At 32.9% G+C, this 24,102-nt stretch carries 24 protein-coding genes; 13 read left to right on the top strand and 11 right to left on the bottom strand.

Annotation, left to right across the window (positions count from 1 at the left end):
• Positions 1-41 precede the first annotated feature (41 nt).
• Positions 42-386 carry a DUF6249 domain-containing protein gene (locus tag E5167_RS06665; RefSeq protein ID WP_136842380.1) on the bottom strand — a complete coding sequence of 115 codons (345 nt, stop codon included), beginning with the start codon at positions 384-386 and terminating at the stop codon, positions 42-44.
• Positions 387-528: 142 nt separating this feature from the next.
• Between E5167_RS06665 and E5167_RS06660 the strand changes: the two genes are divergently transcribed.
• The gene (locus E5167_RS06660) at positions 529-1,128 is read left to right on the top strand and encodes an RNA polymerase sigma factor (protein WP_136842378.1); all 600 of its coding nucleotides are present in this window, start codon (positions 529-531) and stop codon (positions 1,126-1,128) included.
• Positions 1,097-1,504, top strand: coding sequence for a hypothetical protein (locus E5167_RS06655; protein ID WP_136842376.1), 408 nt, complete (start codon positions 1,097-1,099; stop codon positions 1,502-1,504). The genes E5167_RS06660 and E5167_RS06655 overlap by 32 nt, the downstream gene beginning before the upstream one ends.
• Here E5167_RS06655 and E5167_RS06650 read toward each other — a convergent pair.
• The 4 genes from E5167_RS06650 to E5167_RS06635 all read right to left on the bottom strand — a co-directional run bounded on the left by E5167_RS06650 (position 1,501) and on the right by E5167_RS06635 (position 6,457).
• Positions 1,501-2,820 carry a hypothetical protein gene (locus tag E5167_RS06650; RefSeq protein WP_136842374.1) on the bottom strand — a complete coding sequence of 440 codons (1,320 nt, stop codon included), beginning with the start codon at positions 2,818-2,820 and terminating at the stop codon, positions 1,501-1,503. The genes E5167_RS06655 and E5167_RS06650 overlap by 4 nt on opposite strands.
• Positions 2,821-2,859: 39 nt before the next feature.
• Positions 2,860-4,074 (bottom strand): MFS transporter, encoded by a 1,215-nt coding sequence (locus tag E5167_RS06645; protein ID WP_136842372.1) that lies wholly within the window; start codon positions 4,072-4,074, stop codon positions 2,860-2,862.
• A gap of 1 nt (position 4,075) precedes the next feature.
• Positions 4,076-4,711, bottom strand: a complete 636-nt coding sequence (locus E5167_RS06640) for an MOSC domain-containing protein (RefSeq protein WP_136842369.1) — start codon at positions 4,709-4,711, stop codon at positions 4,076-4,078.
• A 312-nt stretch (positions 4,712-5,023) separates the two neighbouring features.
• Positions 5,024-6,457 carry an amidohydrolase family protein gene (locus E5167_RS06635; RefSeq protein ID WP_136842367.1) on the bottom strand — a complete coding sequence of 478 codons (1,434 nt, stop codon included), beginning with the start codon at positions 6,455-6,457 and terminating at the stop codon, positions 5,024-5,026.
• A gap of 120 nt (positions 6,458-6,577) precedes the next feature.
• Between E5167_RS06635 and E5167_RS06630 the strand changes: the two genes are divergently transcribed.
• The 10 genes from E5167_RS06630 (at position 6,578) to E5167_RS06585 (ending at position 13,630) form a co-directional block, all read left to right on the top strand.
• The gene (locus E5167_RS06630) at positions 6,578-7,354 is read left to right on the top strand and encodes a 3'-5' exonuclease (RefSeq protein WP_136842366.1); all 777 of its coding nucleotides are present in this window, start codon (positions 6,578-6,580) and stop codon (positions 7,352-7,354) included.
• A 107-nt stretch (positions 7,355-7,461) separates the two neighbouring features.
• Entirely contained in the window at positions 7,462-8,073 is a 612-nt protein-coding gene (locus tag E5167_RS06625; protein ID WP_136842365.1) for a fumarylacetoacetate hydrolase family protein, read from the top strand.
• Positions 8,074-8,415 (top strand): Hpt domain-containing protein, encoded by a 342-nt coding sequence (locus E5167_RS06620; protein WP_136842364.1) that lies wholly within the window; start codon positions 8,074-8,076, stop codon positions 8,413-8,415.
• Positions 8,415-9,662, top strand: a complete 1,248-nt coding sequence (locus E5167_RS06615) for a CinA family nicotinamide mononucleotide deamidase-related protein (RefSeq protein WP_136842363.1) — start codon at positions 8,415-8,417, stop codon at positions 9,660-9,662. The genes E5167_RS06620 and E5167_RS06615 overlap by 1 nt, the downstream gene beginning before the upstream one ends.
• Before the next feature lie 81 nt (positions 9,663-9,743).
• Positions 9,744-9,980, top strand: a complete 237-nt coding sequence (gene rpmB / locus E5167_RS06610) for a 50S ribosomal protein L28 (RefSeq protein WP_136842362.1) — start codon at positions 9,744-9,746, stop codon at positions 9,978-9,980.
• A gap of 27 nt (positions 9,981-10,007) precedes the next feature.
• The gene (gene rpmG, locus E5167_RS06605) at positions 10,008-10,190 is read left to right on the top strand and encodes a 50S ribosomal protein L33 (RefSeq protein ID WP_008271040.1); all 183 of its coding nucleotides are present in this window, start codon (positions 10,008-10,010) and stop codon (positions 10,188-10,190) included.
• Positions 10,191-10,202: 12 nt separating this feature from the next.
• Positions 10,203-10,355 carry a DUF4295 domain-containing protein gene (locus tag E5167_RS06600; protein ID WP_136842360.1) on the top strand — a complete coding sequence of 51 codons (153 nt, stop codon included), beginning with the start codon at positions 10,203-10,205 and terminating at the stop codon, positions 10,353-10,355.
• Between the two features lie 187 nt (positions 10,356-10,542).
• Entirely contained in the window at positions 10,543-11,496 is a 954-nt protein-coding gene (gene ftsY / locus E5167_RS06595) for a signal recognition particle-docking protein FtsY (RefSeq protein WP_136842358.1), read from the top strand.
• Positions 11,497-11,534: 38 nt separating this feature from the next.
• Positions 11,535-11,963, top strand: coding sequence for an SRPBCC family protein (locus E5167_RS06590; RefSeq protein WP_136842356.1), 429 nt, complete (start codon positions 11,535-11,537; stop codon positions 11,961-11,963).
• A gap of 38 nt (positions 11,964-12,001) precedes the next feature.
• Complete coding sequence (locus tag E5167_RS06585; RefSeq protein WP_136842354.1) at positions 12,002-13,630, top strand: amidase family protein; 1,629 nt, start codon at positions 12,002-12,004, stop codon at positions 13,628-13,630.
• Here the strand turns inward: E5167_RS06585 and E5167_RS06580 are convergent.
• Positions 13,627-14,715, bottom strand: a complete 1,089-nt coding sequence (locus E5167_RS06580) for a serine hydrolase domain-containing protein (protein ID WP_136842352.1) — start codon at positions 14,713-14,715, stop codon at positions 13,627-13,629. The two genes, E5167_RS06585 and E5167_RS06580, sit on opposite strands and share 4 nt — an antisense overlap.
• 73 nt (positions 14,716-14,788) lie before the next feature.
• Here E5167_RS06580 and rimO point away from each other — a divergent pair, with 73 nt between their 5' ends.
• Positions 14,789-16,090 carry a 30S ribosomal protein S12 methylthiotransferase RimO gene (rimO, locus tag E5167_RS06575; RefSeq protein ID WP_136842350.1) on the top strand — a complete coding sequence of 434 codons (1,302 nt, stop codon included), beginning with the start codon at positions 14,789-14,791 and terminating at the stop codon, positions 16,088-16,090.
• Between the two features lie 4 nt (positions 16,091-16,094).
• Here rimO and E5167_RS06570 read toward each other — a convergent pair whose 3' ends face one another.
• The 5 genes from E5167_RS06570 to E5167_RS06550 form a co-directional block, all read right to left on the bottom strand.
• On the bottom strand, positions 16,095-17,402 hold the full coding sequence (locus E5167_RS06570) for a carboxypeptidase-like regulatory domain-containing protein (RefSeq protein ID WP_136842348.1): 1,308 nt from the start codon (positions 17,400-17,402) through the stop codon (positions 16,095-16,097).
• A 103-nt stretch (positions 17,403-17,505) separates the two neighbouring features.
• Positions 17,506-18,060, bottom strand: a complete 555-nt coding sequence (locus E5167_RS06565) for an outer membrane beta-barrel protein (protein ID WP_136842345.1) — start codon at positions 18,058-18,060, stop codon at positions 17,506-17,508.
• 33 nt (positions 18,061-18,093) lie between these two features.
• Positions 18,094-18,708, bottom strand: a complete 615-nt coding sequence (locus E5167_RS06560; RefSeq protein ID WP_136842343.1) for an alpha-ketoglutarate-dependent dioxygenase AlkB family protein — start codon at positions 18,706-18,708, stop codon at positions 18,094-18,096.
• A gap of 15 nt (positions 18,709-18,723) precedes the next feature.
• Positions 18,724-21,573 carry a M16 family metallopeptidase gene (locus E5167_RS06555; RefSeq protein WP_136842341.1) on the bottom strand — a complete coding sequence of 950 codons (2,850 nt, stop codon included), beginning with the start codon at positions 21,571-21,573 and terminating at the stop codon, positions 18,724-18,726.
• Positions 21,574-21,588: 15 nt separating this feature from the next.
• Positions 21,589-24,057 (bottom strand): M14 family metallopeptidase, encoded by a 2,469-nt coding sequence (locus E5167_RS06550; protein WP_136842338.1) that lies wholly within the window; start codon positions 24,055-24,057, stop codon positions 21,589-21,591.
• Between the last annotated feature and the right edge of the window lie 45 nt (positions 24,058-24,102).

Raw genomic sequence — 24,102 nt, 5'->3', positions numbered from 1 at the left:
AATTTCGAAGCGGTTTTAAATTTTGATTGATTGTGTTTTTTTTACTCGTCTAATGCTTTTTTTGTTTGCGTATATCCTACAAATAAACCAACACCAGCCATAAAGAAAATTAACGCAGGATAAACCGCTTCTGAATCTAAGTTAGAATAAGTATCTAACAAATTAGCAATAAAAACACCTAAGCCAATTCCCATTAAAAGACATGCAAGATTTATGATAACGACTTTCCATGACGAACCTGCACGTTTACCAATATTAAATATACTTGCATCTGCGCCTTTTTCTATTAAGGCTAAGCGCTCTTTATTTCTAGATGAAATAAATAAATAAAATATTCCGAAAAGCACTCCGAACATAATAGGTACTATAACTATTTCTGATCCCATAATTGTTTGTTTTTAATTGATTATTTTTAATGTGTTCATAGCTTATGACGACAGCTTTTGAATATTGGTTACAAAAAAATTAAAATTTATTTTTTTTTCTAAAAAGTGTAACCTAAATAGAACTTATATAGTCATAGTAACAATGACCACCAACGATCAAGTTTATATAGAGGCGATTTTAAATGGCGATGCTAATGCTTTTACAGTATTGGTAGATCGTTATAAAGATTTAGTATATACCTTATCATTGCGTATGATGAAGCATACTGAGGAAGCAGAAGAAGCAGCGCAAGACACCTTTATAAAAGCTTATAAGTCGTTAAATAAGTTTAAAGGCGACTCAAAGTTTTCGACTTGGATATATAGAGTAGCTTATAATACGTGCTTAGACAGACTTAAAAAGAACAAACGACAACAATATACTGTTGAAATTAATGAATATACAGAGCATCAGGTAAAAACCTTAGATAATGCTCTAGACCAAATAGAAGCAAAAGAAAAAGAACAAACCATACAAAATTGTTTAGCACTTTTGCCCAGCGATGATAGTTTTTTATTAACTTTATATTACTTTGAAGAACTATCGTTAGAAGAAATTGCAAAAGTTGTTGGTTTAAAACCTAACAATGTAAAAGTAAAGCTTTTTAGGAGCCGTAAAAAATTAGCGACTATTTTAAAAAAGAATTTAGATAACGATATTATAGATAGTTATGAAAGAACATACAGAGCAGCATTTAGATAAGTTAGCAAAAAAGGTTATAAAATCATCAGGAATAAAATCGCCTTCCGTTGATTTTACCACTAACGTGATGAAAGCAGTTGAGCATGTTTCCATTGGTAGTTCAATAACCTATAAACCATTGATCTCTAAGTCTGGCTGGTTGGTTATTATCTCAATTCTTGTTGGGGTTTCGGTATATATGATGTTTGGGAATTTAGATTCAACTTGGGTCAAGTCTATTGACTATAGCATGATATCTAATAATAAACTAACTGAACTACTTTCTGGAGTTACATTTTCTAAAACATTAAGTTATGCCATTGGATTTTTTGGATTGCTGTTTTTTATTCAAATACCTTTGATGAAACACTATTTGAACAAGCGTTTAGAGTATTAATCTTTAAAATACCAAAAGGGTATAGTAGCAACATTCCAGTAAGTTGTATCCTGGTCTTTAATAGCTCTTCTTTGCACTTTTAAAACATGCTTTCCATCACTTAAATTTTTTGTAGGTAAAAAGCTTTCAAATCCTGGTTTGTTTTGTGTGTTACTGGTGAAAACGAACTCTGGGTGGTATATTGTAGAATCAATTTTTACATAGTAGATATCGTTAAAGGTCTTTAAATATTCCCTACGCAGACTATCCCATTGTTTATCATTAACAAATGTCCCACTCAATGTGATATTTGACCCTAATCCACGTTCATCTGTTTTTGGTTGCAAACCTTTATTATAATTATAAACACGGTTTTCAATGTTTTCATTAAACACTATGAATACCTTTAGATAGGTATCAGTAATAACTTTAGATTGTATAGCAGCATTGTCTATGAAACTTTTCTCGGTTAATAAATCTTCATAATTATCGCTATTTGCAATGACTTCGTTAGATTTCATGTTAGTTTCAAGGTAATTAGATGTTTTGTATTCTAGTGATAAGGTAATAGCAATTATTATATAAAAAGGGACTAGGAAAAAGCTTAACCGTCTGCCAAACCTATTATCTAAAAAATTGTAGACCAAAGGTCTGTATAAAAATGATAATGTTATAAAGCTAAATACCCAATATATTGGAAAATAGATTGTCGAAATCCAATTTTTCTTTTTTAAAAAGCCAAGGGTTATAAAATCTATTAAAGTGAGAAACATCCCAAGAATAATAAATAAGATAAGTGAGATGCCTACTCCTTTAGACAGCCAAATTGGCAAGGAGTCGTTATCTATGATCTGAGAGGCAATTAATCCAATAGCCAACACTGTAAAAGTAATGGCTAATACATAAAAAATCAGGAGAAAGGTCACGGCAAAAATAACACTACAATAATCTTCTAATGTTGCTATGTATTTATCAAAAGAACCAACACGTTTTTCTAAGTACCTAGTGAATTTTTGGCTATATTTTAAGCTGTCATAATCAATATCTCCAGAAACATATCGCAATCCTAAGGTGCCAATCCATAAACCACGTAATAGTACATGTAGCATTAAATTAAAAATTAAAATAGCACAGGATACCCAAGCAATGGCATAAATAACAAACTTATATACCTGTTGAGAGTTTTGAGCATCTTCAACTGCTAGTTTTATAGATGGGTAAGCAGTAAATAGACCAAAAATGGCAAAACCTGAAATGAGTAACTCCAACTGCCAGCTTTCTTCCTGAAGTTTTTGAAGGAGGTTTTTAAAAGCAGGATTTTTATAGTCTTGACTCATTAACTAATTATTTCTTTAAAGATAATCACTTTTTAATAATTAAGCTTGTATGTGTTTTGGCATTCTAATCTTGATAATTAACGACGATAAAATAGTGATACAACCAATAAGTAAAATGGCATATTCAATGCCAAAAACATCGGATGTGATGCCTGAAATAATAGCGCCTATGGCATACCCTAAATCACGCCATAATCTAAACACTCCAATACTCTCGGCGCGTTGGGTTGGTGCAGTATCATCAGCAATAGCAGCCAAAAATGTTGGATATACAATAGCTGTTCCTAATCCTAAAAGGGCAGATATCATTGCTAATTCGAAAAACGTAGTGCTATACGGAATTAAAAGAATGGCTATACCTTGTAACAACATACCCCAAAACAACATGGCTTTTTTTGAGTAATGGTCTGCCATTTTTCCTGTAAATAATTGTCCTAGTCCCCAAACAGTTGGGTAGATAGCTGCAATAACGCCAATATTTTCGGTTGAGTAGTTTAAAGAAAGCAATACCATTGGTAATAAACCCCAAATCATACCATCATTTAAGTTATTGACCAATCCAGCTTGCGTAATAGAGCTCAAGGTTTTGTTCTTAAAAGATGTTTCTACAAAAACATTGGTAAGTTGTTCAGTTTTATTAGTTGTATGCTCTTTATGCATAAACACTCTGGTGTCTTTAACTAAAAAGATTGAAACTAATAGTCCAATAATCGCTATACCAATTCCTAAGTAAAAAGGATAAGGTGTAATACCATAATTATCGGCGATATAGCCTGTTAAAAAAGCAACAAGGCCAACGGCAAAATAGCCTGCAAACTCATTAAGTCCCATAGCTAAACCTCGATTTTTTTCACCAACCAAATCTATTTTCATAACAACAGTACTGCTCCAAGTAAATCCTTGGCTTATTCCTAATAAAATATTGGCAAAAACCACCCAATTCCAATGATTGGCATAGATTAAAACAAAGGGGATAGGCAAAGCAATAATCCATCCAAAAATCAAGAGATTTTTACGACCAAAACGATTAGCCAATCGTCCTGTAAAATAATTGGCAATGGCTTTGGTGATACCAAAAGCGATAATGAAAGATAAAATAGCTGAGGTTGTTGCCACTCCAAATTCCAACTCAGCAAATTGCGGAAATATACTGCGTTCTAAGCCTACCATGCCACCAACAAAGGCATTAATAATAACCAAAACGGTAAATTGTTTCCAGTTTTCTTTAAGCCCTAGTTTAATGGAGTTGGTCATGTTATTTTAAAAAGCGTTTTAATTCTTTACGTTTCTTTTCGGGTAGTGAATTATGTTTTGTTGCTATTGATAAATGTTCTTGATTTTTTTGTCTGTCAAATAACAGCTTAAATAATTGAGCAATAGTAATGCTTTTTTCTTGCCTTTTAACTAACTCAAAAGTATCGCCAACAGTAACATGGCCTTCTTGGATCACTCTGGTGTAAGTTCCTGGTTTTCCATGGGCGATAAATTGTTCCATAATGTCTGGTGTGCCCATTTTAGCGGCAAATGTGGTGCAAGGTTCACGAGGTTGTGTAATCTCTATAAGTGCTTCGCCAACTTTGTAAACATCACCAACATATAGTTGGGTTTCATCTAAACCTTCAACCGTCAAGTTTTCACCCAACATACCATAATGCCAATCTAATTTTGGATATAAGTTTTTCCAATAAAGATAGTGGTCTGCTGAAAATAAATAACAGGCTTTGTATTCGCCACCATGTACTTTTCGGTTGGTCACTTCGTCGCCTTTTACATTATCTTTTTCAAGGTAAATAGGTTGGGTTGTTGGCTTTTTATGAATACCAGTACGTTGTCTTTTGCCATTAATGGTAACAAATCCTGGTTTTGCGATATTGGTAGAGAGTACTTTCAAGAGATATTATTTTTTGTATGATTTAAAGAAAAACCGTAATCCTTTATATATTGAAATATTGGGAGCAGACATGTGTTCTTCGTCGTCAAAATAATTGTATTTAAACTTGAGTCCATTGGTATTGTTTTCCAACGGTTATAGGGCTAGAATTTTTTATTTGACCAATTAATAGGTTTGAATAAATCAATAAAAAGAAAATTACAACTTTGTTTTTCATTTAAAAATCAGGTTACTAAAAACGAAGGTAGTCGTTTTTATTGCAAAATCAAACAAGCCTTTTTTATCTTATTTTGAAGTCTAGGTTCGTAATACTTATTTTTCAATTATCAAATTTTCAGCATAACGAACAGCTGTAGCAATAAGGTTATTTCTGTTTTTCGATTTTTCTTCAAAAGAATTGAGATGGCTTCTCTTTATTTGTCGCCCTTTAACAAAAACAGCTAAAGGCTTCTGTAGGGTGGCTAAATCTTGTAAGGGGTTGTTTTTTACTAATAGTAAGTTGGCTAGTTTGCCAATTTCCACAGAACCCATGTTGTTCATTATGGTATGAGTTTTTGAAGCATTAATAGTTGCTGCTTTTATTGCTTCGTAATTAGTAAGACCAGCCTCTTTGTAAAATGCTAATTCTTTATGAATTGAATAACCAGGAACTGTAACACCAATTCCGGCATCAGTACCGCAAATAATTGAAATTCCAGCATCGTTAAAGTCTTTAATAATCTTTAAATGAAAATCGTGCTGATTTTTAATGGATGTTACAATTGAAGAATCTCTTAATTTAGTATTATGCCATCTATCAAATTGCGCTTTGCTGTCAACTTTTTTGATTAGTGGATTCATAAAGTTAAGTTGCTCTGACGATAAAATATCATCATCTATTAACATTTGATAAATATTATTGAAAACCGTTAATGTTGGGCAAAAGACACCTTGATTTGACTTTGCATACGTGTTCACGACTTCAGCTAATTTCAAAGTGTCTAAAGTATAATCTAAAGGTTGTTGGTAAATATCCTCGGCATGTTCTATCGATTTAATTTGCGGGTTAAAATGATATGCAAATGAAACTTTTTTAGATGGATGCGACACAACATCGATATTAGAAACTTTGGCTTGTTCTAAAATAGCATCAAATAGCTCTTTTGTTAAGCCATTATAGGTTTTTATAAAATCGTAACCTCTCTCTTTATAAGAAATAATCTTTGCTTTGGCTTCTTCAATATTAGTTAATTGTAAATTATCATCACCTATAAATTCAGGACCAGTAAGTTTTGGTCCAGAAGTATAAAATAATGGCGAAAGCAATTTGTCATCATTTATTTTCTTCTTTAATCTTAAATGCATTGGTGTGCCCCAAACATTTCTTACGGCTGTAACACCATTAGATAAATAGAGCCCAAGCTCGTATTTGTCCCATACATGTACATGCATATCAATTAACCCAGGCGTTAGAAATTTGTTTTTGGCATCAACAATTTCTACATCTTTAATATCAATATTATCTGCAACCTTTTCAATGATACCATCTTTTATGTACACCATTTTATTAACCAAAATAGTGTCTTGATTCATAGGAACAACATTTACATTGGTAATAAGATAAGAGTCGTTACTAGCGTAGTTGTTGTTTTTAATTTTTAGATAACTCGTATTGTATGAATCTATGCCTAGAATAATAAGAACAGTTATAACAAGTAACCCAATAAGTGTTGAGATAATTTTAAAAATACGTTTTAATAATTTCATATGGTTAACAAGGCTTATTTTTTTAATAATGGTTAATAAAGTTACACAAGGTTTTTTAAAAAGCAAACCTTCTTTTTTGTTTATTCTATTTACCTTTGCACTTTGAAAAATAGTTGATTAATGCAGTTAAACTTAACAAAGCCTATTTGTTTTTTCGATCTTGAAACAACAGGTATCAATATATCTAAAGATCGCGTGGTTGAAATTTCAATTCTTAAAGTGTTTCCTAACGGTACCGAAGAAAGTAAAACATGGTTGGTAAATCCAGAAATGCCAATACCACCAGAAGTAACTGCTATTCATGGCATCACTAACGAAAAAGTAGCTAACGAGCCAACTTTTAAGGAAATAGCAAAAGACGTACATAATATGATTAAAGATTCCGATTTAGGAGGCTTTAATTCTAATAGATTTGATATTCCTCTTTTAGCTGAAGAAATGTTACGCGCTGAGATTGATTTCGATATGAAAAACCGTGTTGCAGTAGATGTACAAACTATTTTTCATAAAATGGAGCAGCGTACATTAAGCGCAGCGTATAAGTTTTATTGTGACGAAAGTTTAGAGGATGCACATAGTGCTGAAGCTGATACCAATGCAACTTATCAAGTATTAAAAGCCCAAATTGACAAATACGACGACTTAGAAAATGACGTTAAATTCTTAGCAGAGTTTAGCTCTCGAAAAAAGTTTGCTGATTTTGCAGGCTTTATCAATTATAATAAAAAAGGAGAAGAGTGTTTTTCATTTGGAAAACATAAAGGTAAACGTGTGGAAGATGTATTAGCAGAAGAACCTGGATATTTTGGATGGTTACTCAATGCCGATTTTCCATTATATACAAAAAAAGTACTCACAGCTATTAAGTTGCGTAGTTTTAACAATAAATTGTTTTAAAGAACCAAGAACCAAGAACCAAGAACCAAGAACCAAGATAGCGGCTTAGATGAAATCAGTCTTGTTTCTAGAAGCGAAGCGATCTTTGTTCTAATATCTTATAAAATATGAAACTCATTTGCATAGGTAGAAATTATACCAAACATATTGAAGAATTAGAAAACGAAAAACCTAAAGATCCTGTGGTATTTTTAAAACCAGACACTGCAATTTTATTAAAAAAACAACCGTTTTTTATTCCTGATTTTTCTGATGATGTTCACCATGAAATTGAAATATTAGTTAAAATCAATAAAGTAGGGAAGTATATTGATAGAAAATTCGCACACAAATATTACGATGAAATAGGTTTAGGTATTGATTTTACCGCACGCGATTTACAAAGTCAATTAAAGGCAAAAGGATTACCTTGGGAAAAAGCTAAAGCCTTTGATGGTGCTGCTGTTATAGGTAAATGGCTTCCTAAAGATTGTTTTGAAAATGTGGACAATATTAACTTTAGTTTATATAAGAACGACGAGATTGTTCAAGACGGAAACACCAATTTAATGCTGTGGAAGATTGATGAGTTAATCGAATATGTATCAAAATATTTCACTTTAAAGATTGGAGATATTATCTTTACAGGCACGCCAGCAGGAGTTGGCAAAGTTATTGCTAACGATAAATTAAAAGGATTTATAGAAAACGATGAAATGTTTTCAATAACAGTAAAATAAATGGAACAACATTACAAACTTGATAGAGTAAGAGAATTGGCAGATAATGATGTCGATTTTATAGAAACTTTAGCTATGACATTTTTAGAGGAAGTGCCAGAAGATGCACAACTTTTACAAACAGCTGTTGTAAGCAAGGACTATTTGGCTACCTACAAATCTGCCCACAAAATGAAGCCTACAATCGACTTATTTGAACTTGGTGTTCTTGATGATTTAATAGAAGTTCAGGACTGGGGAAAATTTGAGCAGCGCGATAAAGATATTTCTGAAAAACTTGCCATTGTATTAGACGCTGTAGAAAAGGCAGTAGCCGAAATAAAAGTAGATTTCAATTTATAATGCAAGCAGAAATAGTAACGATTGGTGATGAGATTCTCATTGGTCAAATAGTTGATACTAATTCAGCAGTCATTTCAAAAGCACTGAACAAAATAGGTGTTTCTGTATATCAAATCACTTCTGTTCAAGACGATAAAACACATATTTTAAAGTCTTTAAAAGAGGCAGAGGAAAATGCCGATATCGTTATTGTTACTGGAGGTTTAGGCCCTACAAAAGACGATATTACAAAAACCACTATTGCTGAGTATTTTAATGATACCTTAGTACAAAGTGAAGCAGTATTACAAAACATAAAGCACCTTTGGGAGAACTATATAAAGCAACCATTATCACAAGTAAATATAGATCAAGCCTTAGTACCTTCAAAAGCAACGGTTTTAATGAACCATTTTGGGAGTGCTCCAGGAATGTGGTTAGAAAAAAATGGTAAAGTATTTATATCGCTTCCAGGTGTACCATTTGAAATGAAAGCACTTATTGAAAACGAAGTCATTCCAAAGCTTCGTAAGCAGTTTAAGTTGCCATATATTATGCATAAAACACTACTCACCTATGGGCTAGGTGAAAGTAAATTAGCTGAGAGAATTGAGCCATGGGAAGATAATTTACCTGAGTTTATCAAATTAGCATATCTACCTAATTTAGGAAAAGTACGTTTACGGTTGTCAGCAAAAGGGATTGATAAAGATACTGTAATTGCTGAAATGACTAAACAAGTAGATAGTTTACTACCTCAAATTCAAGATGTGTTTGTTGGTTTTGAAGAAGACCAATCTATAGAAGCAATTATAGGAAGAAAATTTACTGAACTTAAAAAAACACTGTCAACAGCCGAAAGTTGCACTGGAGGGAAGATTGCCGAGAGGCTTACAGCAAATTCTGGAGCATCAGCATATTTTAAAGGAAGTGTGGTAAGTTATGCAACCGAAGCTAAAATAGATGTTCTAAAAGTTGATGAAGCTTTGATTAATAAATTTTCAGTTGTCAGTACTCAAGTAGCTGAAGCCATGGCAATAAGTGTTCAAAAATTATTTAAAACGGATTATGCCATAGCTACGACTGGAAACGCTGGACCAACAAAAGGCGATTCAAACGTTGCCGTTGGTACTGTATGTATTGCTATAGCCACTCCAAAAGGTGTTTTTTCTGAAATTTTTAGCTTAGGAAACCATAGAATTAAAGTAATAAATAAAGCAGTGAATAAAGCTTTTGAAATGCTTCAAAAAGAAATTTTTAAAAATTGATAAAATAAAGTTTGTCAAACACCAAAGAATTCGTAAATTTGCACCTCGTTTTAAAATAACAATTTTTTAAAGTTATATATCATGTCAAGAGTTTGTGAGCTTACTGGAAAAAAAGCGATGGTTGGGAACAACGTTTCGCATGCAATGAATAAAACTAAACGTAAGTTTAATGCCAACTTGCTTAAGAAGCGTTTTTATATTCCTGAAGAAGATAAGTGGGTAACTTTAAAGGTTTCTGCAGCTGCGTTAAAAACTATTAACAGAGTTGGAATTTCAGCAGCAATTAAAGAAGCTAAATCTAAAGGATTTTTAAAATAATAGCCTCATAGTTTAAATATTAGTACAATGGCAAAGAAAGGAAATAGAATTCAAGTAATATTAGAGTGCACTGAGCATAAAGCTTCTGGACAACCAGGAACGTCTAGATATATTACCACAAAAAATAAAAAGAACACGCCAGATAGAATGGAGATTAAAAAATTTAATCCAATCTTAAAGCGTATGACCGTTCATAAAGAAATCAAGTAAAATAATTGAATCATGGCAAAGAAAGCAGTAGCATCATTACAAACTGGATCTAAAAGATTAACAAAGGCTATTAAAATGGTAAAATCTCCAAAATCAGGAGCATATATGTTTGTTGAATCAATTATGGCACCAGAGCAAGTAAACGACTTTTTGAATAAAAAATAAATTATTTTTTATAATCAAGATATTATAAGCTGCTTTCTTTTTAGAGAGCAGCTTTTTTTATGCCTTATAAATGGTAATCTTCAAAAAATATTTATTTTCTTTATAGTCGGTTTTATGACAATGTAGCAGATATTGTTTTTAGGCAAGAATATTGTTATAAACAAGGTAAATAATACAATAACGATACATGAGCTTTTTTAAAAAGATATTTTCTTCAGAAAAGAAGGAAACCCTAGATAAAGGATTAGAGAAATCTAAAACCTCATTTTTTAACAAACTTAATAAAGCAGTTGCAGGAAAATCTAAAGTTGATGATGATGTTCTTGATAACTTAGAAGAAATACTAGTAACAAGCGATGTTGGTGTTAATACCACTTTAAAGGTTATCGAAAGAATTGAGGCCAGAGTCGCTAAAGATAAATACTTAGGAACCTCAGAACTTAATCAAATATTAAGAGAAGAGATTGCAGGATTATTATCTGAAACTAATTCTGGTGAAGCTACTGAGTTTACTATTCCAGAAACAAAAAAGCCTCATGTTATTATGGTGGTTGGCGTCAATGGTGTTGGTAAAACTACAACTATTGGTAAACTAGCATATCAGTTAAAAAAGCAAGGCTTAAATGTGGTTTTAGGAGCAGCAGATACTTTTAGAGCAGCAGCGATAGACCAATTACAGGTTTGGGCAGATCGTGTTGATATACCTATTGTAAAGCAATCTATGGGAAGTGACCCTGCGTCTGTTGCTTTTGATGCGCTGCAGTCTGGTGTATCACAAAATGCAGATGTGGTTATTATCGATACAGCAGGAAGATTACATAATAAAGTCAACTTAATGAACGAGCTTACTAAGGTAAAACGCGTTATGCAAAAAGTAGTTGACGATGCACCTCATGACGTATTGTTAGTTTTAGATGGCTCTACAGGACAAAACGCTTTTGAACAAGCAAAACAATTTACAGCGGCAACCGAAGTAACCTCATTGGCAGTCACTAAATTGGATGGCACAGCTAAAGGTGGTGTGGTCATTGGTATTAGCGACGAATTTCAAATACCAGTAAAATATATTGGTGTTGGCGAAGGCATTGAAGATTTGCAAGTATTTAATAAATATGAGTTTGTAGATTCGTTTTTTAAATAATATATTGTCTTACTGTTAAGGCAGGAACCCACTTTAAGATGAGTTATAACATCTATCATAATCTAACAATAAATGCTTCACCAAAAGAAGTATATAATGCAGTGACATTGCCACAACATTTAGATAATTGGTGGACTTTAAAAAGTTCTGGAAAACCAGAATTACATACTGAATACAACTTAAACTTTACCGATGATTATGATTGGTATTGCAAAGTATCTAAAGTAGAACCACACAAAACCTTTCATTTAAAAATGACAAAATCTGATGATGATTGGAATCCTACAACCTTTGGTTTCGATTTAGAGAAAGCTAAAAATGGCACCTTACTCAAATTTAGTCATGTAAACTGGCCAAAAGAAAATCATCATTTTAAGCATTCATCGTTTTGTTGGGCTTTATTGCTCAATGGTTTAAAAAACTATTTAGAGAAAGGAGACATCATTCCTTTTACAGAAAGAAATTAGTTTCAAATTAATTAGTATTTTTATTCAAAATACTAATCATGCGTAACATTCTATTTTTTCTTCTAATTGCCCTTGCATTTTCTTGTAAAAATGACACTTCAACACCTATTGTGGTTGAAAGAGAAATTCCCCCAGTTATTAGGGATTCTACCGATTTTAGAGAGTTTAGAGTCTTAGATTCTAGATATATTAGTAAGGAAGAATTATGGCAACCGTTTAATAAAGACTTAGAAAATTTTACGGAAGACGTTTATAATAACTTAAAGCCACTTATTCTAGAGCAAGATATTCCAACGCTTCAAAACCATATTTCTAATGGTGATTTGTCCTATGAAAGTCTTACTAAGTTTTACTTATACCGTATTAGAAAATTTGATAGAGAGAATGACTTGTCATTAAACTCGGTAATCTCAATAAACCCTAATGTTATTGAGGACGCTAAAAAAGCAGATAAAACAAGATTTGTAAAGGCACCACATCCAATTTTTGGGATGCCAATTCTATTAAAAGATAATATCAATGCTACAGGAATGCCAACTACAGCAGGCGCTGCTGCATTGCAAAATAATAATGCTAATGACGCTTTTATTACAACGCGTTTAAAAAGTAATGGAGCACTTATTTTAGGAAAGGCTAATTTAAGCGAATGGGCTTATTTCTTTTGTGGCGATTGCCCTAGTGGTTACAGTGCTATTGGCGGGCAAACTTTAAATCCGTACGGAAGACGAACTATGGATACAGGAGGTTCAAGTTCAGGTAGTGGTGTGTCTGTAGCTGCTAACTTTAGTGTTGGTGCTGTTGGTAGTGAAACGTCTGGTTCTATTTTGTCACCTTCCAGCTCTAACTCTGTAGTAGGACTTAAACCAACCATTGGCTTACTAAGTAGAAGTGGTATTGTGCCAATATCTTCAACCTTAGATACACCTGGTCCAATGACCAAAAACGTCATCGATAATGCTATATTACTAGATGCCATGAGTGGATTTGATGATGCAGATCCAAAGGCTAAAAAGAGTCAGGTAGTGAGTTATGCTGAATCATTAACCGAAAGTAGTATTAAAGGAAAGCGTTTTGGAGCTTTTAAACGATTGATGGAAGACTCTTTATATGTTGCAGCAATTGATGTATTGCGAATAAATGGGGCAGAAGTTGTTGAGGTTGATGAGGTAGATGTTGAGCGTTCCGGGTTTATTAGCTTATTAAATCTGGATATGAAAAAAGATTTGCCTGAGTATCTAGCTAATCGTGCTTCAAAAACTATAGAATTAACTTCTGTTCAAGATGTGATAGATTATAATAATCTAGACTCTATAAATAGAGCACCATATGGACAAAGATTATTTAAAGGCATTGTGGATGATCCTGGAAGTTTACAATATTTAGATTCCATTAAAACCGACTTAAAAACAAAAAGCAGATTATATTTTGATACACCTTTTGAAAAACAAAATCTAGATGGATTTTTATCTATTAACAATTTTCATGCAGGTTGGGCTGCCACAGCTGAATATCCTGCAATAACAGTACCAATGGGTTATCAAGATAGTGGTCGCCCTAGAGGATTAACGTTTATTGCTAAGCCATTAAAGGAAAGAGACTTGCTAGAATGGGCTTATGTGTATGAGCAAGTATCGAAGAAGCGAGTGTCTCCAGTAAATTATAATTAGTTGATTAAGGCATTAATCTTTTCCCACAACTGATTATCAAAACTTGAAGATCCAAATACCGAATTGTTAGCATTGTCTCCTAGTCTTACAATTACTAGACCCTTACTTGGAACGATGTATAATTTTTGATCATTTTTGCCTAAACCAGCAATTAAATCGCTTGGCGCATTTGGTATAAGTGTACCTTGATATTCGACTTCACTTCCTGGGAGCCTATAACTACTTTTGCCATTTAGCCACCATAAGTAACCATAAGATTTATTTAAATTTTGAGAAGTGTTAGTCATTTCATTAAAATAATTAGTATCACTTAAAATTACCTCATTTTCCCAGGTACCTTTGTTTAAATTTAAAAGCCCAAACCTTGCCATACTCTTCGCGTTACTTAAATACAACTTGTAACAGCCAAAAGACACCCAAACACCTTGCATGCCTATTTTATCACTTACTTTAGTGTTAAAATAGTTGCTAAAAGTTGTGTTTGTAGCACCTTCAATAATACTATGGGATAAGGTATATGGCGCATTGTGATAATACCAAAATGTAGAAGGATCTTGCTTATAAACTAAATCTTCGGGTTCAGTACAATCAGCATTTGGTACATTATAATCTAATCCGGTAGTCATCGTTAAATGATTTTTTACTGTAATAGCTTCTTCTTGTAAGTGAGTCATGCTTGACCAATTTGAACCCAAATAGTCTTGAGATGGATTATCAATATCAAGTAAGTTTTCTTGTTGGGCAATGCCAATAGTAAATGCCGAAAGTGTTTTTGCAGCAGAATTCCATGTGTGATTCATATTGGCATCAAAGCCATTACCATACCATTCTACAGCTATCTTACCATTTTTAAGAATGATAAAAGCTTTAGAATGTTTAGTATTTAAAAAGTTGTAAAGATCTTGCTCAGCATTGGTGTTCCAATTAAGCGATGCAATCGAAATGGTTTCCCAGTTATTAGAGTTTATTGGTGGAAAATATAATGATTCTTCTGTTTTATCTTTATGTTCTGTACTATCTGTTGTACAGTAGAAAAAAGAGCATCCAATAAAAAGATAAAATAAATATTTGTAGGCTAATTTCATTATCATGTTTTTAAGACCATTAAATATACTAAAGGTTTAATTATATTGTATCTTTGCAAACCAAAATTAAGGCATGAGAACAAAGTCGCTTAAAAAAAATAAGATTAACGTCGTTACTCTAGGATGTTCTAAAAACGTCTATGATAGTGAAGTGTTGATGGGACAACTTAAGGCTAATAACAAAGAGGTTGTTCATGAAGAAGAAGGAAACATTGTAGTGATAAATACTTGTGGCTTTATTAATAATGCAAAAGAAGAAAGTGTTAATACTATTTTAGAATATCTGCAAAAGAAAGAAGAAGGTGATGTCGATAAAGTGTTTGTAACCGGATGTTTAAGTGAGCGTTATAAACCTGATTTAGAAAAAGAAATCCCAGATGTTGACCAATATTTTGGAACTACCGAATTACCAAATTTATTAAAAGCTCTTGGTGCAGACTATAAGCATGAACTTATAGGCGAGCGTTTAACAACAACTCCAAAAAATTATGCGTATTTAAAAATTGCTGAGGGTTGCGATAGACCTTGTAGTTTTTGTGCTATTCCACTAATGAGAGGAAAGCATAAATCAACTCCAATAGAAGAATTGGTGGTTGAAGCTGAAAAATTAGCTGCTAATGGTGTTAAAGAGTTAATACTTATCGCTCAAGATTTAACCTATTACGGACTTGATTTATATAAAAAACGAAACTTAGCAGAGCTTTTAGAAGCACTTGTAAAGGTGGAGGGTATTGAATGGATTCGTTTGCACTATGCATTTCCAACAGGTTTTCCAATGGATGTGTTAGAAGTTATGAATCGTGAGCCTAAAATTTGTAATTATTTAGATATTCCGCTTCAGCATATTTCCGATAGTATTTTAAAAAGTATGCGTCGTGGAACTACTCAGGAAAAAACGACTAAGTTGTTAAAGGAGTTTAGAGCTAAAGTACCAAGCATGACGATTAGAACGACGCTTATTGTTGGATATCCTGGAGAAACAGAAGAAGATTTTCTAAAGCTAAAAAATTGGGTTATTGATATGCGTTTTGAACGTTTAGGCTGTTTTACCTATTCTCATGAAGAAAACACGCATGCTTTTAATCTAGTTGACGATGTACCACAAGAGGTAAAACAAGAGCGTGCTAATGAGATTATGGAAATTCAATCTCAAATTTCTTGGGAATTAAATCAAGAAAAAATAGGACAGGAGTTTAAAGTAGTTATTGACAGAAAAGAAGGTGATTATTTTGTAGGACGTACAGAGTTCGACTCTCCTGATGTAGATAACGAAGTGCTTATTGATGCCACAAAAACCTACTTAAAAACAGGAGAATTTACAACAGTAAAAATTACTGATGCTGCCGATTTTGATCTTTACGCCAAGGTTATTTAATTTATTATTCTTTCTTTTTTTCGATTTTTTCAAGTTGCCTCGAAATTTTTCGAATAGCAGATTCTATAGACTTCTCAGGTTCAATAATATTGTATTCTCCCCAAAACTCTGGATCTGAAAACCCTGAAGCTTTATCACTTAAAATAATTGATGGTCTTAATCTATTATCTTTATTTAAAGTAGAAGTAAAGTTCTTAGTCCAATCGGTAATAGCCATTTCTATGTTTAAAGAATATCTACTACCAAACAATTTTTTTCGCCATTTCACCCTAAACGCCAATTGTACATTACTGTAACTATAGTACCATTTGCCATCAGAGGTGCTTTTATAATCTACACGATATAATGCTTCTTCAGGTTCTACTTTTACTAGTCTAGGTTTTTTTCTAAGGAAGAGTTTAACGGCTTCATCTTTGTTTTCAACATTCAAGCTATAATCAGCACTAACTAAGGCTAAGGTTTCAGCATCTATATATATTTTACCACTATATAAAGGTGTTACAATATTTGGTAGTTGTTTAAAATTAACTACGAAAACCGAACGGTTATTTAGCTCGGTTGATGCATCAAAACTAAATGTATAATATTCAAACAATTCGTCACTAAAAATATAATCTTGATATTTTACAATATCAGAATATAAAGCACTAAATGGACCACCTTGTAGTTTTACTGCCAAAGTATCAAGTCTAGAATAATTAGTGTTTTTTCTTGATTTTATTAGTTCTACAGCATCACTCCTTGATGAGGAATAAGGCTCTTTGTATATTTTAACAACTGCTTCGGCTAAAGAAGCATTTTTATTACGCTTTTTTATAGTTTCCCTATAAAATGCCGTCATGGCCATTTTTTCGTTTACATACTTATCTCCAAGGTTATTTAAAGCAGACTTTACAAGTGAACGAGCATTTGTAGCTGCATTAATATTTATTTGAGATAGTTCTGTAGCAATAGCTTCTAGTGTTATGGTATTATCTTTTCCTCTTAGGCTATTTAATGATACTTCTTGTGTTTTGTAACCTAAGTATGAAATTAAAATACTACTGTTAGAAAGCGATTTAGGGACTTTTAATGTAAATTGTCCTTCTTTATTTGTAATAGTGCTAATGTTTGAATTTTTAACTGATATGTTTGCAAAAATTAAAACTTTTTTTGTGTCATCACCAATAACACGTCCTTGATATTCATCGAAAGATTGTGCAACATCTTGAAATGATAAGGCATTAGATTTCTGGTTAAAAGAAAGAAATACTAATAAAATTAGTGATAATGTAAAGCTTTTGTTGGTCGGGTTTAAGCATCCTTTTTTCATGATAACTTTGTTTTAATTAGTAGTGTGAAGTATTAGCTATTAAATTAGTGATTTTTTAGATTTTGACCTACAAAAAATAAAGAATTAACATATTGAAGACTATTTAAAATTTATATGCTAGTCCTATTTGTAGGGTGTTAAATTTTCGATAGCCTGCATCATCCTCTAAAAACTTTGATAATGCAAAATATGGTCGGCCTTCAATGTAAAAATTAGGCGTTATTTGATACCTTGCTCCAAACGTAAAGCCAAATATAAATGAGTTGTATAAATCGCTGTTTTCAGCTTCGTCTAGATTTATTAAAACTTGACCTTCTGGACCAATAAATCCAGAAAACCCATTACCGAGTTCAAAATTTAATAATACAGGAATGTGTAGTAAGTTTACATTATTTCTTCCTTGAAACTCGGTTGAGGAGTAAATAATTTCTGGTTGCACACTAAATACATCTGATGTTGGAATGTTTACAAATGCACCAATATACACTCCGGATTTTTTTTGCACATTATCACCAGACTCACTTACAGTTCTATTATGCATAGAGTTTAAACCTGCTTTTAAGCCAAAGCTTATTTCTGGAATAATAAGGTCGTCGTCTTGTGCAAATAAATTACCAATAAAAAGTGTTAACAGCGAGGTAAGTAGTATTCGTTTCATATATAGCTCTTCAAGTTAAGTAAAGTTATACTTTTAATTGTGTTCTACAATAGTCCTAAAAGTTAAATTAACTCTTGGGTTTTTAATTTTTTTAGTTGGTGGTAATCTATGTAACCAATGCTCTTGAGTTTCGCCTTTCATAACTAATAAACTTCCGTGTTCTAGTGAAAATTCTAACTTTTCTTTAGTTTGTTTGTGTTTAAATGCAAATTTACGTTCTGCACCAAAGCTTAAGGATGCAATGGCTCCATGTTTTTTTAAATCTTTTTCAGCATCGCTATGCCAACCCATGGTTTCTTCGCCATTATGGTAAAGGTTACAAAGACACGAATTAAAGGTTTCTCCTGTTTTAAGCTCAACCAATTGTTTTAGTTTTAATAGTCCAGGAGTCAATGGTAAGGCTTTTTTTGTTTTTCCTGAATAGGTGTATTCAAAAGCTTTGTCTCCATACCAAGCTACTTTACGTTTGGTTATGTAGTGTTTGCCATAAACTGTAGCTTCATCATGTTGCCAATCAAGATTTTCTAAAAGTGAATGAAAAATGGTGTTGGCCAACTTATTTGGAATAATTTTTCCATAGTAATTAACTACACCGTCTTTTGGTAATAGGTTTTTGGTTTCGTCTATGAGATCATTAAAGAGTTTCAAAAATTAAAAGATTATTTACTGCTCAATGTTTGATTTATCCTTAACCTCATTTAATAGTATTGGTTTCCCAAAGCCTAAGGCTTCTAACTTCTCCATTTGTGTTTTAGCATCACCAACTACTAAATAATTCATTTTATTAACATCTAAATATTTTTCAGTAAGTTTCTTGATGTCTTCAACTGTCATTGCTTTTACAATGTCTTCACGCTGTTTGGCATAATCGTCAGGTAAATTATAATTACTAATATTACTAAGCATGCCTAATTTAGAACCTAAAGTTTCAAACGCTCTTGCGTTACTTTTAATCATAAATCCTTTAGTAACCTCTAAATCATTTTCATTATAATTCTTACCGTAGTTTTCAACAATTTCTTTGACTAAACTTGCCGACTCTAATGTTACATTAGACCTAACACCGCTTGAAATAGTAAAGGCACCTTTAATATTTGAACCTGAGAAACCAGAAACAATACCATAGGTATAGCCTTTGCCTTCTCTAAGTTCTTGAGTTAACTGGGATGCAAATCCACCACCACCTAGACGATAGTTTAACACAGTTGCTGGATAATAATCAGCATCAGTCGCAGCTAAAGCAGGATATCCAAATCTAATAACCGATTGCTTAGCATTTGGGACATCATAGAAATAGACTTTAGATTCTTGGGGAGCTTCAGGGTCTTTAACTTCAGGAATAGTCACTTCTTTAGCCTCCCAATTGTTATTTAAATTCTCCAACGAAGCAATAACTTCTTTTTGTGAGATGTCTCCAACTATATGCAAATTAGTAACTGTTGGTGAAATATTTTTGGTATAATACTTCTCGAGATCCTCCATAGTAATGGCATTTACAGAAGCTTCAGTACCAATATTATTTTTTGACAAAATATGATCATCACCATAAGTTAATTTAGCAAACTCTATGGATGCAATACTATTTGGATTCCCTTTTTGACGTTGAATTTGACTCAATGTACTTTGTTTTAACAAGGCAAATTCATCAATGTCCCAACGTGGCTCTAATAATATTTCTTCTACTAGTTTCATGGTAGCATTGTAGTTTTTAGCTAGGGAATTACCAGAAATAGTAATGGCTTCATCTGACGCAAAGGCATTAATAGAAGCACCCAAACTTTCAACAGCATTTTCAAACTCTTCGGGTGTTTTGTTCTTTGTTCCTTTAGTGAGCATCTCTGCTAAGAGATTAGACACACCAATTTTATTGATGTCCTCTAGCAACATGCCTCCTTTAATCTGCATTCTAAACTGCACTAATGGCACTTCATTGTTTTCTATGCCCAATACATTCATTCCAGATGCTAAAGATGCTTTCCAAACCTCAGGCACTTTTACGTCTGGACTCTCGCCATAAGGAGGTTCAACAGACCTATCAAAACTAGACGGTGTTTTTTCGTAAGTAGCTGCAATACTTGGATCGAATTCTTCCTCAGCACCTTCAATAATTTTTTCTTCAACGACTTCGGCTAAATTAGAATCTGCCAATGCTAAATCTGCTTGACCTTTAGGTACAAAACTTGTTGCTATATAGTTTTGATTCTTGATGTAGGCATTGTAAACACGCATGACATCATCAGCAGTAACAGCTAGTATTTTTTTTACATCTTCGTTTATATATGCAGGATCTCCTGCAAATATTTTATACTGTGCTAACTGAAACCCTTTTCCTAAAACACTTGATAATCCGTTATAGAATGCAGTTTCCTGACCAGCTTTGATTCTGTCTAAATCTTTTTGAGGAATGCCTTCGGCTTCAAACTTTGCAAATGCTTTATTAATGGCGCTTTGTACGTTGTCTAGCTTAGTTCCGTTAAATGCTGTAACACTTAGCATTACTTGTCCAGCTATTTCAGAATTGTATTGAAATAAGTTTATATTACTAGCTAGTTTATGTTCTTCAACAATCAATTTGTTTAATGGCGCAGCTTTTCCTCTCGATAAATAATTTGTTAATACGTTTAATGCATAAGAATCATCATGATATTGATTTACTCCAGGCCACGTAATAGTGAGCTGTGGTAACCTTGCAAAATTATCTTCGTAAAACAGCTTTTTAGTTTCAGATAATTCTACTGGTTGTTTTGCTATTTTTGGAATGTCTTCACCTCGTTTTATTTCATTAAAATATTTTTCAACCCATTGCTTAGCTTGGGCAGTGTCAAAATCACCAGCAATTGTTAAGGTTACATTGTTTGGCACATACCAACGGTTATAAAAATCTTTTACATCTTGAAGTGTTGCATTTTGTAAATCTTCAAGCGACCCTATGACTTGCCAACTATATGGATGCCCTTCAGGGTATAAATTTTTATCAATTACGTATTGTGTATGTCCATAAGGGTTGTTGTCAACACCTTGACGTTTTTCGTTTTTAACTACTTGTTTTTCTTTAGCTAAAACTGGTTCTGTCACTGTATTAATAAAAAAACCTAGTTTGTCTGCTTCTGCCCAAATCATTTTTTCAAGTGCGTCCTTTGGAACGGTTTGAAAATAGTTAGTACGATCTCTACTAGTCGAACCATTAGCACCTGAGCCTCCAATACGTGCACTCATTTTGTCTAAACCACCTTTTCCTAAGTTTTCAGATTCTAAAAACAATAAGTGTTCAAATAAATGTGCAAAACCTGTACGACCTTCAATTTCTCTAGCTGAACCTACATGACTGGTCAAAGCGACAGCCACAACAGGATCTGATCTATCTACGTGAAAAATTACAGATAAGCCGTTATCTAAGGTGAACTCTTCAAATTCTACTTTAAATTCTCTGTTGTCTGCTGTGGTTTTTGTTTCGTTAGCACATGATGTAACAATAAAAACCAATAAGATTAATAGTGTTTTAGTGATTTTCATTTTTGATTGATTTTTTTAATTGTTAACAAAGAAAATGGCATTTACAAAAAATAGTTTTCCATTTTCCCAGAAGCTTCTAAACAATGTGTTATCTACCATATAAACGATGCTTCCTCTGCCTTGGCGCTCTTCTCCAAATACCAAAGAGTTTTTAAGTCCTTTTAAAGCTTCACTTCCTGCAAACCCAGATACTTTCATAACATCATTTCCAATATGTGCTATGTTTGAGCCTCTATCTAGTAAACTGTAAGAAGTACCTCCTAATTTTAAAGTAAAATAATCCTTCGAGTAGCCATATGCCATAGGATGCGTATTATCTACTTTGGTTTTAAAAATAGCACCAGTAATTAAATTTTTGGCTGACTCACGTTGTCTGTCTGCGTAAGGAATTAGATTGTTTGATTCGTTGTCGTCATCATTATCATTGTATTTTAAACCAAATCCTTTTTTACCAGCAAAAGTGTTTAAAGCTCTATCAATAGCAATTACTTTTCCACCAGCGCGCATCCAATCTTGTAATTTGCTCATACCACTGTCGTTAAGCATACTTCTGTAATTGCCGCTAGGTAAAATTAATACATTATACTCATCTAGATTTACCCTGCTAAAGTCTTGAGAATTTATTGACGTTACAGGATATTTTAATTGTTGCTCAAAGAAATGCCACGTAGCACCATAGCTTAAAGATGACGTGCCATCACCAGAAATCATCGCTACTTTTGGTTTCATAATTAATCTAATAGATGATGATCCCATGTCTGGGAACTTATCGGAAAAGCCTGTTTGAATGGCTTTTAGTGGCTGATTATTACTTTGCGCTATGTTGTTTAAAACAGAGGTGAAGTTATTTATATGTGTATTGTCCCTTTGTAGAATAATTAAAGAACCTCTATTAAAAGTATTACCATTTTGAGAAAATGGTTCATGATTAAAACGTACTTTAATATTGTTAGTTAATAGAGTTGATAGGAATTTAGCATCTTTCATAGAATTCCAATCACTTACATAACCATAAGCATTGGTTAAAGGCGCAATTGTAGTATTGTTTGTGGTATTATTAGCACTTACTAAGCTAGTACTAGCCACAGTTTCTAAACCATATGCATAAGGTAAGCTCCAAGCGGTAATATCATAAGTTAATGAATCGCTCAATTTTGCATTAGGCTCAAATAAAGCTTTAATCATTTTGCCTTTAGGCTGATTGGTGCTTACTACTAAGTCGTTAGACGTCGTATTCATACTTCCAGCTGCATTTGTTGAGTACTTATGGCCAGAAACTTTCTTGCTGGTTGCATAACCATAAGCAATTTCATGTCTATCTAATAAAGATTTTAAAGCATCTATCTTTTCTGGATTTCCAGACATGACATAGCTTTTATATTTTAGGCCATCATTTTTAAAGAATTTATTAAACTCTTCATTAAGCTTTTCGGCATTCTTAGAGGATATTTCTACAGTTGATAAGCCAGAGGTGGTATGATGTGCAATTCTATCTTTTAAAGTTAGTATATGACCTTCAGCCGTTTTTACGCCTAAAGCACCACGACCTCCACCTGCTTGCTCATAAGTCATACCAATAGCTCCCATATAGGTTGGATAGGTATCACCATAGCTTGGGTATAATAAGTCAAAACTTTCTCTAGTAAAATAAAGCCAGCCTTGAGGGTCGAAATATTTTGCATGATTCCGTCCTATCTGGAATTGAAAATCTCTTTGCCAATCAGTAATTAATTCATGGTAAGGTTCTGCAGCAGGCGCAAAATAGTATGGACTATTAATGCCTTGTTCGTGAAAATCTACATGAATTTGTGGCATCCACTTATTATACACTTTTATTCTAGCGATTGATTCTTTTTGAGACGTCCAAGCCCAATCTCTATTTAAATCAAATAAATAATGATTAGCTCTACCTCCTGGCCACGGTTGAGAGTGTTCACTTGCTTGTGGATCGATATCAAAAGGTGTACTCTTTGTTTCATTATACCAATTAGCGTAACGATCACGACCATCAGGGTTAATACAAGGGTCGATAATAACTACGGTGTTCTTAAGTAATTCTTGTTTCTCGGTTAAAAGCTTGTAAATGGTGTTCATTGATGCTTCAGTGCTTGATGCTTCATCACCATGCACGTTATAACTCATCCAAACAATAACAATGTTAGTATTTGAAGGTGTTCCAGGAAGAATACCTGCATTTTTTAAATTATTTTCTCTAATGGTTTCGAGGTTTTTCATATTTTCTTCTGAAGAGATATAAGCGTGAATCAAAGGTCTGCGCTCATAAGTTTCGCCATATTGTTCAAGTTTTACTTGATTTGGCATAGCAGAAGCAACATGTTTAAAATAATCTACAACTTGATGATTTCTTGAAAATTGAGTTCCTAGTTCATACCCTAAAAATTCACTTGGTGTTTTTATTTGCTGTGCCATTGTAAAGGAAACAGAACATAAAACGACTAAGATAACTCTATAAAAATTTTGCATTGTTGGTTGATTTAAAAATAATAGCTATAAAGATATAAACCCAAA

Origin of the sequence: Pontimicrobium aquaticum (assembly GCF_005047595.1) — a bacterium.
Taxonomy (GTDB): domain Bacteria; phylum Bacteroidota; class Bacteroidia; order Flavobacteriales; family Flavobacteriaceae; genus Pontimicrobium; species Pontimicrobium aquaticum.
The sequence above is the reverse complement of the archived record's forward strand: the minus strand, read 5'-3'. Positions and strand labels throughout refer to the sequence as shown.